Genomic DNA, 14,336 nt, shown 5'->3' with positions numbered 1-14,336 from the left:
AACTATTGCAGGCGCACGGCATCGATGCCGTGCAGGACCAGCTCGCCCTTGCCATTGCTGAAGGCACGGAATTCGACCAGCTTGAGCGGCTCCGCGGTATCGAAGTCCACCTCCAGGCGCTGGCGTCCCGCCTGCGCAATCGGGGTCTTGCCGTGCACCGCCTGGCCCGCGCTGGACGACACGTCCACATGGCCGAAGCCTGCTTCCGCTTCGCCCTTCGCCTCGACATCGAAGCTAACGCGGTAGCGCCCGGGCGCCAGTTTGCGGAAGGGGCCGTAGTACAGGGCGCCCTCGGCGCCGGGTCCGGCGGCCAGCGCGCCGCCGCGCAGTGCCCCGATCTGGTGCGGCGTCTTGTCGTTGATCGGGTAGCTGACAGGGCTGCGCAGCATCTCGTCCCACATCGGCAGCGTAGCCATGTTGCTGCCGTACACCAGGATGTTCCAGGTCTCGAAGCGCAGCGTGCGTACCGGCTCGCCGAGGTGGCGGGCCAGGTAGGCGCGGTCCACGGTGGCCAGTTCCGCATCGTTCAGCAGCAGGAAGGTTTCACCCTCCCAGGCCGCGGGCTCGAACCAGCGGTTCGACGCCAGCACCCGCATCGGCACCGGCACGCCCTGTTCGAAATTGACCTGGCGGATCTTGATGGTATGCGAACTCAGTACCGTGAACTTCCCGGCCTGCCAGAAGCTCGCATAGCCGTACTTCAGGTTCTGCTCGTGCAGGAAGTGCACGAGGCGCATCGGATCGGTGGGCAGCTTGAGGGAGGGCGGCAGTCCGGCGAAATGCAGGTAGTAGGGGAAGAGATAGGTCGGCGCGGCGCTCAGCGACAGCACCGCCACCACCGCCAGTCCGGCGACACGCTCCTTCAGGCCCAGGTGCAGGCCGTCCACCGACAGCGCGGCCAGGATCATCAGCATGTTCAGCACCGTGGGCACCAGGTAGCGGATGGCGCCATCGGGGCTGCCCGCATCGGCCACGGTGGTGGTGAGCATCATGATCAGGTTCAGGCACAGCGCGGCGGCCGTGAAGGCGGCGCAGAACAGGCGCCCCGGGTGCTTCGGCCCGAGAATGCGCAGCATGGCCACGGGCAGCAGGTAGAGCATGGCCAGTCCCGTCAGCAGGCGCAGGATGCGGTAGGCCCCTGCCGGATGGACCACGTCCGTGCCCAGGCGGGGAAGGGCGTCGAAGAGGATCAGCAGGCCCTGGATCACCGCTGCGAGCTGGCGCCGCATGCCGTCGAAGTCCAGCCAGGCCAGCTCCGTCAGGCCGGGAGCATTGTGCACGTGGCGCATGGTGTAGCCGTTCAGGAGCACGCCCAGCACTCCGGCCAGCACGAACAGCCCGAAGCTGCGCCAGTGGCGCAGGCGTTTCACCGGAAGGTGGGCGCGCTGCTGGCGCAGCTCGTTCAGCTTGAGCGCGAAGGCGGCGGCGGCCAGCGGCAGCAGGTAGAACACAGCGGCACGCTGGGGGTTGGTCCAGAACACCTGCAGCGACACCAGCATGCTGCCCAGCGACCACCACCAGTAGTCCCTGCCCGTGGCGTGCAGCTGGCGCCAGTAGCAGTAGAGCAGGAAGGAGGCGAGATAGAACAGCGTGCCGTAGGCGGCCTGGCCGAACACGTGTTCGGCCATGATGAGGGAGATGCCCGCCGTGATCACCAGCAGCCCGGCCAGGCGGGCGGCGCGCGACACGTCCAGCAGGGCCGTGAACAGCCAGGCGCTCCAGATGATGAGCACTGCCGACAGGCAGTCCGAGAGGATATGGACACCGATCCCGTTGGGCAGGAAGGCCAGCAGGGGAACGATGAAGGCCTGGGTGCCGAAAACCCACAGGTCCTTGTTAACGTAGTTCCAGTCGCGCGGGAAGAAGCGCCCCGTTTCGTAGATCTCCTGCGCCAGCAGGTTCTTGACCGCGGCGTCGGAATGGAAGATCAGCTGGTAGTCGAAGGTGAGGAAGAACAGCAGCAGCGCGAGGTTGCAGCACAGCAGAAGCGGCAGGATGCGCCGGCTTGCGACGCCATGGTCGGAAAAAAGAGGCGGCATGGAACGGAACGCTTTCTGCGGACGATGAGTAACCGCCGAGTATAAGCGTTGCTTGTGAAAAACACAATGAAGCGGGCCGCCCCGGGGAGGCGGTTCTTGCAACAATTTGTAAGGCTGCTTCGCCGCTAGGGGAGGCGCGTGGCGGCGGCGCCGTGCCATTGCCCGCCGAGGATGACGTCCAGCATGCGGCGGGCGCTCCCGGCCCAGCTGAGATAGGACATGGCAGCCGAGGCGGGAGCCTTGCCTTCGGCGTGCAGGGCCAGCCAGGTTTCGATGTCGTCCGCGATTTCGCCCGGCGTCACGCCGCCGAAATACCACGCGTGTTCGCCGCCTACCTCGCGGAAGACGGGAAGGTCGCGCGCGATCACGGGCAGGCCGTGCTGGGCGGCTTCGATCAGGGGCAGGCCGAAGCCTTCGCCGCCGGATGCGGCCAGCAGGGCGCTGGCGCTGGCGTAGAGGGCGAGCAGGGTGCTGTCGCTGGCCTGCTGCATCCAGAACAGGCGGCGCCCGTTTTCGGGATGCTGCTGCAGGCGCTCGGCGAGGCGCGCCGTGTTCCAGCCCTGCTTGCCGACGATGGCGAGGTTCACTTCCACACCGCGCTCCCACAGCTGTTCGCAGGCCTGCAGCACTTCCGAATGCATCTTGCGCGGTTCCAGGGTGCCCACCATCAGCAGCGTGGGACGCTGGCGCAGTTCGGCGGGCAGATCGGCGGCGGCATCGGTATCGTCCGCCGCGCGCGCGGTCTGCAGGTCGGCGCCAAGGGGGGCATAGCCCACCTGCAGCATTCCGTGGCGGCGCGGGGGATGCTGGTCCAGCCATTCCAGCAGTTCGTCCGCAATGGCGCGGGCGTTGCAGAGCAGCCCGTCCGCCACCGTGGCGGCGCTGGAGAGCCAGCGTTCGAACCAGGGCTGGGCGCCCGCGAAGAACCATTCGGGGTGCTGCAGGGGCAGCAGGTCGTAGACGGCAAAGTAGAGGCGCACGCCGTGCGCCTTCAGGCCCGCCAGCACAGCCAGGTTGCGCGGCACCTGCTCCGGCGCCAGGTCCACGCCAAAGAACACGTCGCCCGCGCGCACGGCAATCGGCTCTTCCTCGCCTTGCGGCGCGGGCTTCAGGGCCACGGCATCCGGCACGTAGGCGTAGAAGCCGCCCGCGTCGTACACGGGCGCCACGCGGTAGCCGGCCGGCGGATCTGCCAGCAGCGCGGCGAGTACGCCGCGCGCCACGCGCTGGATGCCCGAGCGCGCGTCGGTGCGCACCAGCTCCGAGAGGTCGAGCAGCAGCTGCGCGTCAGCGGACATGGGCTGCGCCTTCGTTCGGCTCGCAGGCCACGCCGTCCAGCGCGGCCATCAGTTCGGCGGGCAGGTGGGCGGCCAGCATGGCGCGGCCCGCGCTGTCTTCCGTGGCGGGCCTCGCCAGCATTGCAGTCAGCTGCAATACGCCGCGGTTGGCGACGGACTGGCTGGCCGGCAGCGGCTCGGCGCCGCCCAGCTGGAGCAGCACGTCCTGCGGCCAGAGCGAGGCCACGCCGTCGTCCAGCGGCAGTTCGGGGCGGCCGATCAGGCCCAGTGCGAAGCGGCGCGCATAGCGGTAGCGGCCATCGTCCAGGCGCACCGGTTCGACGCGGAAGCCGGGCGCCGCATGTTCGATCAGCTTGAGCACGAGGGCCAGGGCGGCCGGGTCGCGCTGCGCCGCTTCCTGCGCCGCGAGTTCCGTCACGTCCACCAGCAGCTGGCGGGTGCTGCCCGCAGGAGCATTGGCGGCGATGGCGGCGGCCACCTGCAGCCAGTCCTGCTCGGTCGGCGCGAAGCCCGTGTCGATGGCGGACAGGCCGTCCAGCAGGTTGCGGTAGTGCGTGGCGCGGTGATCGTGCGCGAAGGCTTCAATGGACTCGTGGTACAGGCGCGCCACGCGTGCGGGGTGGTGCTCGGTGGACATGTAGCGGTAGCCCGCATCGCCGATTTCGCGCGCGAACTCCGGCTCGCGGCGCAGCTTGGTCATGGCCATTGCCAGTTCGGTGGACGAGAAATCGTCCGGCAGGCGCACGGCCACCCCGTCCGGCATTTCGGCGGCCGAGCCGTGGCGGTTGATGATGGTCGGCACGCTGTAGGAGAGGCAGTCCAGGATGGTGCCCGAAGTCTCCCCGCGCGTGCGGGTGCGCAGCTGCACGGCCACATCGGCGGCGGCCAGGTAGGTTCGGTAAAGCTCCTGGGTGGCAAAGCCGGTGATGCGGATGCGCGGGTGGCCCGCCATGCGCGCCGACAGCGCGGTGCCGAAGGCGCCCACATTGTTCTCGCCCACGAAGACGAGGTGGCAGCTGGCGTCCTGGTGCAGGGGCGATTCGAGCCAGGCTTCCAGGATGCGCTCATTGCATTTGGTGATGGAGATCAGGCCGAAGGAGCACACCAGGAAGTCGTTCGCGCCCATGCCCAGGCGCACGCGCGCGGCGGCGCGGTCGAAGGGGCCGGGCAGCAGGCGCGGAAGGGCGACCAGGCGCCAGTCGTCGCCAGTGCCGGGACCGTACCAGCGTTCGGCCAGCTCCTTCGAGTGCGAGGAATGCACGATGATGCCCGCCGCGTGATCCAGCACCGACTTGTTGCAGGGGTATTCGTAGTAGGAGGCTTCGCGTCCGCTGTCGCGTTCATGCACGAGGGCGCGGTAGCCGTGCGAGCCGTACAGGGCTTCGCTGTAGGCGTGCGTCTTGCCGCCCGCCGCCGAGATGTAGTGCAGGGCGCCGCTCAGGTAGAAGTCGTGCAGGGCCACCACGCCGGGATGGCGGCGCAGCATGTCGAACATGTGCGAGTGGAAGGACGAATTGCCGAAGTGGTAGAGGATGCGGTCGTAGCGCTGGCTGTTCTGTTCGAACCATTCCACTGTGCGCTGGGTGAAGTTGGCCAGCAGCCAGCGCTCGCTCACTTCCGAGGGCTGGTGCACCACGATGTCGATGTCGTAGTAGCGCGCCAGTTCCGGCAGCATTTCGCCGCTGGTATCCGCGATGCCGGTGCGCTCTGGCGGCAGCGGCGAGATATAGGCCAGGCGCGGACGGCGCGCGGGCGTGGCGGGAACACTGATGCGCTGCGCCTGCTGGCGTTTGTCGTGCAGGGCTTCGAAGGCGTCCAGGGTCTTGCGTGCGCTGGCGTCCCAGGAGAACTCCTTGGCCTGCACCAGGCCGTGGGCGCGCAGGCTGGCGTGGAAGTCGCGGTCCGTCAGCGCTTGCTGCATGCGTGCGGTAATGTCCTGGATGCGGGTGGGGTCGAACAGCGCGTCGCTGCGGCCGATCACCTCGGGAATGCTGCTGTTGTTGGAGCCGATGGTCGCGATGCCGCAGGACATGGCCTCCAGGGCTGGCAGACCGAAGCCTTCCTGCAGGGAAGGGAAGACGAAAAGCTCGGCGCTGTTGTAGAGGGAAACGAGGTCGTCGTCCGGCACGAAGCCGGTCAGCACCAGGTCGCCGTCCGGAATGCGGAAGCCGGAGGCCAGGGCCAGCAGGCGCTGGCGCTCGTGGTCCGGCACGCTGCACACGATGGCCAGCTGGTGCTCTTCGCGCAGGGCGCCCGGCAGCAGGGAGTAGGCCTCGATCAGGCCTTCGATGTTCTTGCGGTAGTCGATGCCGCCCGTGTACATGATGAACTTGCGGTGCAGCTTGTACTTGTCCTTCAGCGCCTGCGACTGTTCCGGGCTCAGTGCGCGCGGCTGGAAGATGGTGTCCACGGCGGAGGAGATGTTTACCACCTGGTCTTCCGGCAGCTGCAGGGCATCGATCGCCTCGCGCCGCGAGTGGCCGGAGATGGCCAGCAGCAGCTGGGCGTTCTTCAGGCTTTGCAGCTTGCGATGGTACCAGTTCGCCACATGCGGGTCGGTGAGGTAGGTCTCCTTGCGGACCAGCGGGATCAGGTCGTACAGGGTGACAGCCGTGTTCACGCGGTTCCGGCTGTGCATGACGGACACGCTGGCGTCCTCGCCCAGGCCTTCGAACAGGCTCGATACGTGCACAATGTCCGCCTGCTGGCTGGCCAGGTAGTGCTCGCGCACCTGCTCGGCGGCGCGCACGCGCCAGCTGTTGGCGACCTGGTGCTCCCAGATGGCGGTGGGCAGCTCGTAGGCGTTGATATGCTTCTGCGGCACCAGGCCGTCGAAGGTCTTGCGCAGGTTCGCCACGCTGTCCGGGAAGCGGCCGTTGACGGCAATGCGGAAATCGTGCTGCGGGCCCTGGCGCAGCATGCCCAGGGTGAGGGCCATCGAATAGCGGCCGATGCCGCGGTGGGTGCTGGAGCCCTGGCAGGCTTGCAGGTCTAAGACGATACGCATAAGGTCCTGTGTTCGGTAAGCGTTAGCGGCGGCCGCGCTGCAGGTCTTGCCAGACCTGGCGGGCGCCTTCCGGCAGGTCTTCCAGGCCGGCGGCCATCACCAGCGGTTCCGGCGCCGCGGCGCCTTGCTGGCTGCCGCGCATGAGCAGGCGGCGCGCCACCTGCACCAGGCGCGGGAAGCGCGCGATCTGGCGGCGCACGAAGAAGGCCAGCGCGGGACGGGACAGCACGAACTGGATGGCCCGGCGCAGCAGGCCTTTCACGATGCGCACCAGCAGGGCGCGCACCCGCGCGAGCCGGCGGCGCACGCCGCCCTTGATGCGTTCCACAAAGGCCTTGCCGTCGCGCAGGGGCTTGGTGATGCGCCAGGACAGGCTGTTGTTCAGGGCCTCGATCTGCTCGTAGGCTTTCTTCAGCTCCAGCTCCACGATGCCCGCGTGCGTGGCGCGAGCTGTGAGCGGCGGGATCTGTCCCTCGGCGGCGGCGGCGCGCTGCGTCATCACGGCCAGTTCCGCCTCGGCCTTCTGGGTCAGCTTTTCCTGCTTCGTGAGCAGGGCGTGCTTCTCCTGCCATTCCTTCACGTGGTTCTTGGCCCAGGTGCGCGCCTCGTCCGCCGCCGCTTCGGCTGCGGCAGTGCGCTCGCGCCACTCGCGCAGGGGATGGCTGTACTCGTGGTCCTCGCACAGCACGAAGCCGTCCGCCGGGTGGGGCGGCAGTGCAAGCGCAGCCTTCAGTTCCGGCTTGCCCGGAGCGGTGTAGAAGAGATTGAGGCCGTCCTCGTGCGCCAGCTCATAGCCTGCGGCCTCCGCCATAGCGCGGCAGCCGGGCGTCACGACGAGTATCCAGGGCTGCCAGCGGGCGAGATCGAAACCCTGCAATACCTGCTCTTCACCGCCGCCGGTGTCGATCTTCAGGAAGTGGATTACCGGGGCGGCGTGCTCGGTGCAGATGGCGTCGAGGCTTGCGGCCTTCACCTGGCGCAGTATCACCTCGTTGCCTTGCGCGCCGAGTTCGCGGCCGCGTGCTTCATCGAGAGTGGAGAGCAGGGCGCCAGGCACTTCGTACAGCGTGCGTTCGCCCGCCTCCGCCGCGGCGGCCAGCGGCAGGTTGATGTCGGCGGGACGCTCGATGCGCAGGCGGCGCTGCAGGCTGGGCGCGGGTTCGAGGTTGATGCCGCGCCAGCCGCGCTCGTAGAAGGCCTGGGTCACGGAGTGGCGGCGCGGATCGCCCGCGCCCACATCGACGTAGAAGCCCTGGTCCACTTCGCGCAGGGCGCGCATCAGCAGCACGTCTTCGAAGTTCTGGGCGTAGGAAGTAAAGCTCATGGTTGGACTCCGCCGGCGTGCAGCACGACCTGCGGGTCGAGCCAGGTGCAGCCTTCAAAATAGCTGTGCTTCAGGTTCATCACTTCGAATACCAGGGCCAGGTCGCGCCATTCGTAGTTGGCGGTGAGGTGGTTGTCCGAGCTGTGCAGCGCGGTCGCCACCGAATAGCTGCCTGGGCCCAGGTTGAGTGGGAAGGCGAAATCGAACACGAGGCGCTGGCCCGCTTTCAGATTGCGCTGCGACAGGCCCTTGTGGAAGGTGTTGGTGCCGAAGATGTTCTGGCCCAGGCGGTCCTTGATGCGGTAGCCGAGGGTCATTTCCTCCAGGTCTGCATGTACCGCCACCTCGATGCGCAAGGTGACCGCATTGCCCGTGCCGTGCACTTCGGCAGGCTGGCCTGCGGCGTCGAGCAGGGCGATGGAGGCCACCGTGGCCTCACCCGTGCCCGAGATGGTTTGCATCTTGCCGTTCTCGTGGGCCTCCTGGCGCACGCTCTCGCCTTCGCGGTCGGCCAGCATGGCGTTGTAGTAGTCCATGATCTCTTCGGGCGCGCCTTCCTTCACCACGCGGCCCCCGTCCAGCAGGATGGCGCGGTCGCACACCGACTGGATGGCGCCCTTGTCGTGCGAAACGATCAGCAGGGTAGTGCCCTGCTGGCGGAAGGCGCGAATGCGCTCGAAGCTCTTGTGCTGGAAGTAGGCGTCGCCCACGGACAGGGCTTCGTCCACGATCAGCACATCCGGGCGGCGCGCGGTGGCCACGCTGAAGGCCAGGCGCATCTGCATGCCGCTCGAATAGACGCGCACCGGCTGGTCGATATATTCGCCGATTTCCGCGAAGGCCTCGATCTCGGGCATGAGGGTATTCAATTCGTCCATGCTCAGGCCCAGCAGCTGGCCCGCCATGTAGACGTTCTGGCGCCCCGTGAAATCGGGATGGAAGCCCATGCCCAGCTCCAGCAGGGCGGCCACGCGGCCGCCGATGCTCACCGAGCCGCTCGAAGGCGCGGCGGTGCCGGTAATGAGCTTGAGCAGGGTGCTCTTGCCTGCGCCGTTGATGCCGATGATGCCCAGCGCCTGGCCGGGATCGACGATGAAGTTCACGTCCTGCAGCACGTGGATCAGCTGGTGGCGCGGGGCGCCCGGCAGCATCCATTCCAGCAGGCGGGCGCGGTGATTGGGATAGCGCTTGTAGGCCTTGCCCAGGCCCCTGACCTGAATTTGTCCGTTCACAGTTCGTCCACCATTTCCCCCGCGCGGCGGCGGAACAGATGCATGCCCAGGGCGCACAGCAGCACGCCCAGCACGGCCACGGGCAGCAGGCTGCCCCAGTGCGGCAGCTGGCGGTGCACGAGAATGTCCTGGTAGGCCATGATGACGGGCGCCATGGGATTCCACACCAGCAGGCCGCGCACTTCGGCGGGCAGCACGGTGGCGGGATAGACCACGGGCGTGAACCAGAACCAGAACTGCAGCAGGATATTGAAGAACTGGCCCACGTCGCGGAAGAACACGTTCAGGATGCCCAGCACCATGCCCAGGCCGATGGCGAACACGATCTGCAGGGCCAGCACGGGGAAGAGGGCGAAGAAGCTCCAGCCGGGGAAGTTGCCCGAGACCAGAAGGAAGGCGGTAAACAGGCCGAAGATGATGGCGAAATTGAGCAGCGCGTTGAGCACCACGATGATGGGCAGGCAGAGGCGCGGGAAATTGAGCTTCTTGATCAGGCCCGCGTTGTCGATGAAGACGCTCTGCCCCTTGGTGGTGATTTCGGCGAACAGGTTCCAGGTGAGCACGCCCGCGCACAGGTAGATGCTGTAGGCGAAGCTGGAATCGGCGCCCGGCAGGCGGTTGCGCATCACCTGCGAGAAGATCACGGTGTAGACCACGATCATGGCCAGGGGATTGAGGATGGTCCAGGCCGCGCCCAGCAGGGAGTTGCGGTACTTGGACTGGAATTCGCGCTTTACGCTGCCCGCGATGAAGCCGCGGTAGTTGGCGATGTTCTGCAGGCGCCCGAGCACAATCATGGGCAGGCTCCGGCGCAGGGTCGAAGCAGGGGGAGAGCTGTCATGTTCTGTTCTTCTTCTGTTGAGAGGCGCGCGCCGCCAAAGCGCGCGATTATACCGCAGCGGCCGAGCCCGCCTGGGCCGGCCGCCCCGATCAGGCGTTGCCCTCGACGAGCGCCTGGAGGTCCTGCGGCTTGAGGATGATGAGGCGGTGCGTATCCTTCTGCACGATGCCTTTCTGGGCCAGCGTGAGCAGGGCGCGCGTGACGGTTTCCCGGCTGGTGTTGATCATGTTGGCAATGTCCTGGTGGGTGGGCAGGTTCTCCACCACGTCCGGCTGGCCGGGCTGGGTCTTTTTCATCTGCACCAGGAAGGTGTAGATGCGGCGCGTCGTGTTGTTGATGCTGAGCAGGGAGCGGAACTCCGAGTCGCGCTGGATCTTCTCGGCCAGGTGGCGCAGCATCTTGTTGGCCACGGACGGCGAGTGCGAGAACAGGTGCAGGGCCGCCGGAGCGGGCAGGAAGGCCACCAGCACGGGGCTCATGGCCACCACGGAGGCGGTGCGCACGGAATTGTTGATGACGGCGATTTCGCCGAAGAAGTCGCCGGGCGCCAGCATGCGCAGGCCGATGGCGCGGCCGTCCTCGGTCACGTCGATCACCTGCATCTGGCCCGAGAGCAGGAAGAGCAGGCCGTCCCCCGCGCCGCCTTTCTGCAGCACGACGTCGCGCTTGGCGTACTGGCGGAAGCGCAGTTCGGGCTTGATGCGGGCCATGTCCTCGTCGCTGAGGTCGGCCAGCAGCGGAATCTTGCGCAGGTGCACCTGCACATTCTGCGTCGGGGCAGGCTCGGCCCCCCCGGGGCTCAGGCCGGCAGGCGCTGCTTTGGTTTGTTCAGCTGCGGTGCTCATGGTGGTATTTTACAAAAAATTGCCGGAGTGCCGCCTAACGCAGCAGTTCCAGGGCCAGGGCCGCGCCGGCAATGCCCGCGCCGTTGGCGGCCAGGTCGCCCCAGCTGAAGCCGCGGTCCGGCACCAGGGCCTGCAGGCATTCGATCAGCCAGCCCAGCAGGAACAGGCCCAGGCAGGCGGCAAGCGTGGGGCCGCGCGGCGCCAGCGCCGTCAGGGCGGCGAAGGCCAGGGCATGCAGCAGCTTGTCGTTCGGCAGGGGCGGCAGCCAGCGGTTCGGCAGCAGGCAGCCCAGCAGCACGCCCAGCAGCATGCCGCCGAACAGTAACACTTCCAGGCTCATGCACTCAAGCGCTCAAAGTAAGCAAATGTAAGGCGCTCAGCGCGATTCATAACGCCAGCTGAGGGAGATCTGGCGGCTGTCGTACTCGAAGATCGAGATGTTTTCCTTGTTGCGCACCCGCCGCAGCTCCAGCTGCAGCTGCTGGCCGGGGCTGATGGGCCAGAGCAGGGCGGCGCGCGCCGTGCTGCTGGACTGGCGGCGGCTCACGTCGACCAGGCCGGGCGCATAGGTCTGGGCGCCGCGCCAGTTCTGGCGGCTCCAGTCCAGCTCGCCTTCCAGCCTCTCGCCCAGGCGGGCATGGGTCATCAGGCGCACATTCCAGCCCTCGCGGTCGCCGCCCGGACGGTTGCTGCGCGCCTCGTCGTCCTGCACCCCCGCGCTGGCCTGGGCCGAGGCGCTGCTGCCGCGGTAGGACAGCACGGCGCGCACTTCCAGGGTGGTGGCGTCGAAATTGGTGAGGGTGCGGTAGTGCGACCAGGCCGAGCTGCCCACCAAACTCAGGTCGTACTGCTCGGGCAGGGGGAGGGGGGCGCGCGCCCGCAGCTGCAGCTGGCCCTGCTCCTGGTAGAGCTTGCCGCCCAGGGTCAGCAGGCTGCCCATGAGCACGCCGCGCATGCGCCACTTGCCCCAGCGCCAGGGCCGCTCATAGCCCGCGAAGAGGGACATGGTGTCGTACTGCTCTTCCCGGTCGTGCTCGCGGGCATGGAACTGGAGGAAGGCCAGGTCGCCGCGCGCGCTGACCTCGCGCAGGTAGTCGGCCGACACGGTGGTGAAATGGTCGGCATGCGGCAGGTATTCGGGCAGCAGTTCCAGGGGCGTGCCGTCGCCCGCCTTCAGCTCGGAATTGCTGGCGCCCTGGTTGACGTTGGTGTCGTAGCCGCGCTGGACCTGGACGGACCACTGCTGGGCCGCATTGCGCCAGCTGCGGCAGCCCTGCACGCGCTGCTGGCGGATGATGTCGGCCACGCTGGGGGGCGGATCGAAGTTCGTTTCGATGTCCTGGAACAGCGTTTCGGCTTCCTTCGCATGGCCCAGGGCGCACTGCAGGAGCGCCAGGTCCAGCCATTCGCCGGGATTGCGGGGGCCTTCCGTGATCATGCGCTGCAGCAGCAGGTCGGCCTCGTCGGCCCGGCCCTCGCCCAGGGCGCGCATGGCTTCCATGTACAGGTCGGGCGCCGCCGCTTCGGGCTTTACCTCCTGGGCGCAGGCCGCGCCGCACAGCAGTAGAAGGGCAAGTAATGCAGTCTTCAAGTGTTTCCTTTGGGCGCCAGGGCGCTCAGCGTGTACAGGGTGGTGTCGGTGTCGCGTCCGCGCAGCCGGGTCTGGCCGATCTGCGACAGGGCATGGCGCCGCGCCTTCGCGGCCGTGCCGGGTCCCACCACCACATTGAAGGGTACGTCGCGCGCCGCAGTTTCTAGCCGCGACGCAACGTTCACGCTGTCGCCGACGGCAGTATAAATGCTTCTGGCCGTGGAACCGAAATCGCCGGCCATGGCTTCGCCGCTTTCGATGCCGATGCGCACGCGGATGGGCGCGGCGCCCCGGGCGGCGCGCGCCGCGTTGAATTGCTCCATGGCCGCCATGATGCCGAGGGCGGCGTCCAGGGCCTGGTCCGCGTGGTCGTCCACCGGCAGGGGCGCGCCCCAGAAGGCCACCAGGCCGTCGCCCGTGAACTTGTCCAGGGTGCCGCGGCAGGCCAGCACGGGTTCGGTGAGGCAGTTCAGGAATTCGCGGGTCAGCTGGGCCGCCTGCTCCACGGGCAGGGAGGCCACGTGGGTGGTGTAGCCCTGCATGTCGGCGATGAGGGTGGTCACGTCGCAGCGGATGGGCGCCAGCGGATCCGACAGGTTGCTGCGCAGCAGCTCGTCGACCACCGCGTCCGCCACGTACTGGCGCAGCGTGCCCAGCAGGCGACGCGAATGGCGCTGGGCCAGCTGCCAGGCCAGGGGCACCCCGGCCGCCAGCAGGAAGAGGCAGGAGAACAGGGGGCCGGTGACGGCGAACAGGGCGTCGTGCCGCACCATGAACCAGGACAGGGCCAGCCACGCTACGGCTGCCCCGCCCAGCAGGGCGATATTGACCCAGGCGGACAGGCGGCTCAGGGTGTAGCTGCTGAGCGCAGCCAGCAGGATGGCGTAGGCGATGGCGATGCTGCGGCCGGGCCAGGGGGCGGGCGCCAGGCCTTCCCGCGCATCGAGCTGGGCCGTGAGGGCGGCCGCGTGCACCAGCAGGCCGCTGGTATTCGGGCTGAGCGGAGTGGCCACGCGGTCCGAGAGGCCGAGGGCGGAAGAGCCCACCAGCACCAGCTTGCCCGACAGCCACTCCTGCGGCACCGTCTGCTCCAGGATGTCGGCGGCGGGCACCACCAGATAGGCTTCCCAGGCGCGGCTGTAGGGCAGGCGGCGCAGGCCGTCGCCGCTGGCCAGGCCGCCCGTGGGGCCGCTAGCCGCCTTCACGGGCTTGGCGCAGCACTCCAGCAGGGCCAGGGACAGCGCCGGGAAGCGGCGGCCCTGGTACCAGGTTTGCATGGGCAGGCGGCGCAGCATGCCGTCGCCGTCCGGAATGAAGCCGATATTGCCGATATGGGCAGCCTTGGCCAGCCCGGCATGGTTGGCGACATAGCCGCGCGCCTCCACCGCGTCGCCCAGCGGCGCGCGGCGGCCGCCCACCAGGCGGCCCACCTGCAGGCCGGCATTGCCGTCGAACACAAAGGACTGGGGCAGCACGAGGGGGCCGAACTGGGCCAGCAAGGCAAGGCGCTGGTCGCCCGCCGCATCGGCCGGTTCGGGCAGCACGATGTCCAGGCCCACGCCGCTGGCGCCATAGGGACCGATCAGGTTTTCCAGCATGTGGGCCAGACGGTCGCGCGGCCAGGGCCAGGGGCCGATGCGGCGCAGGCTGGCTTCATCCACATCGATCACCACCAGGCGTTCTTCCGGCGTCTGGTCTGCCTGGGCGCGCACCAGGGCGTCGCGCAGCCTTTCCTCGCCGGACGGGGGCGTGCCGGAACCGGCCTGCCACTGCGCCCAGGCCGTCAAGGCGACAGCCGCCAGCGCCACCAGCAGCCGTGCCAGCGGCGCCAGGGACGCCTTGGCGCGGATCGGTAGCGGAAACCCCATGTAAAAAAGCGAAAAAAGACAAGTAAAGAAGTTGCGTATAACCTACGAGTATAGCGCCTTGCCGAGGGCGTCAGGAAAAAAAATTGTACTCTCGGCAATACACTTCTGTGGCAGCCACCCGACAAGAAAGCGTGAGAATTGGTAACAGTATTAGGAGTGTGGCAAACGGAAGGATACAGTTCGTGTACCGTTCGCGAAAATTTCTACGTGGTTGTGCACTGCAAGGTGATTTGTGACCTACGTCACAGAAATTGCTGAGCATCAGCGGACAATAGATATGAATTATAGGAG

Annotated in this window: 10 protein-coding genes; all 10 read right to left on the bottom strand. The window is 67.7% G+C overall.

The genetic code is table 11. The annotated features are described in order from the left end of the window. Positions 1-2: 2 nt before the first annotated feature. The gene (locus LSQ66_RS17070) at positions 3-2,039 is read right to left on the bottom strand and encodes a hypothetical protein (protein ID WP_231766385.1); all 2,037 of its coding nucleotides are present in this window, start codon (positions 2,037-2,039) and stop codon (positions 3-5) included. A 125-nt stretch (positions 2,040-2,164) separates the two neighbouring features. Further along, complete coding sequence (locus tag LSQ66_RS17065) at positions 2,165-3,337, bottom strand: glycosyltransferase (RefSeq protein ID WP_231766384.1); 1,173 nt, start codon at positions 3,335-3,337, stop codon at positions 2,165-2,167. Next, entirely contained in the window at positions 3,327-6,344 is a 3,018-nt protein-coding gene (locus tag LSQ66_RS17060) for a glycosyltransferase (protein WP_231766383.1), read from the bottom strand. Before LSQ66_RS17060 ends, LSQ66_RS17065 begins: the two co-directional genes overlap by 11 nt. Positions 6,345-6,366: 22 nt before the next feature. Further along, positions 6,367-7,668, bottom strand: coding sequence for an FkbM family methyltransferase (locus LSQ66_RS17055; RefSeq protein ID WP_231766382.1), 1,302 nt, complete (start codon positions 7,666-7,668; stop codon positions 6,367-6,369). Then, positions 7,665-8,900, bottom strand: coding sequence for an ABC transporter ATP-binding protein (locus tag LSQ66_RS17050; protein ID WP_231766381.1), 1,236 nt, complete (start codon positions 8,898-8,900; stop codon positions 7,665-7,667). The genes LSQ66_RS17055 and LSQ66_RS17050 overlap by 4 nt, the downstream gene beginning before the upstream one ends. Continuing rightward, positions 8,897-9,697, bottom strand: a complete 801-nt coding sequence (locus LSQ66_RS17045; protein ID WP_231766380.1) for an ABC transporter permease — start codon at positions 9,695-9,697, stop codon at positions 8,897-8,899. The genes LSQ66_RS17050 and LSQ66_RS17045 overlap by 4 nt, the downstream gene beginning before the upstream one ends. 133 nt (positions 9,698-9,830) lie before the next feature. Next, positions 9,831-10,586: a Crp/Fnr family transcriptional regulator gene (locus LSQ66_RS17040; RefSeq protein WP_231766379.1), complete on the bottom strand. Its 756-nt coding sequence runs from the start codon at positions 10,584-10,586 to the stop codon at positions 9,831-9,833. A gap of 34 nt (positions 10,587-10,620) precedes the next feature. Continuing rightward, positions 10,621-10,926, bottom strand: a complete 306-nt coding sequence (locus LSQ66_RS17035; RefSeq protein ID WP_231766378.1) for a hypothetical protein — start codon at positions 10,924-10,926, stop codon at positions 10,621-10,623. Positions 10,927-10,962: 36 nt separating this feature from the next. Next, complete coding sequence (locus LSQ66_RS17030) at positions 10,963-12,177, bottom strand: tetratricopeptide repeat protein (RefSeq protein ID WP_231766377.1); 1,215 nt, start codon at positions 12,175-12,177, stop codon at positions 10,963-10,965. After that, complete coding sequence (locus LSQ66_RS17025) at positions 12,174-14,045, bottom strand: CHASE2 domain-containing protein (RefSeq protein WP_231766376.1); 1,872 nt, start codon at positions 14,043-14,045, stop codon at positions 12,174-12,176. The genes LSQ66_RS17030 and LSQ66_RS17025 overlap by 4 nt, the downstream gene beginning before the upstream one ends. Positions 14,046-14,336: the final 291 nt, after the last annotated feature.

It is taken from the genome of Massilia endophytica (assembly GCF_021165955.1).
In the GTDB taxonomy this organism is placed as follows: domain Bacteria; phylum Pseudomonadota; class Gammaproteobacteria; order Burkholderiales; family Burkholderiaceae_D; genus Rugamonas; species Rugamonas endophytica.
This window is presented reverse-complemented; position numbering and strand designations above follow the sequence as displayed.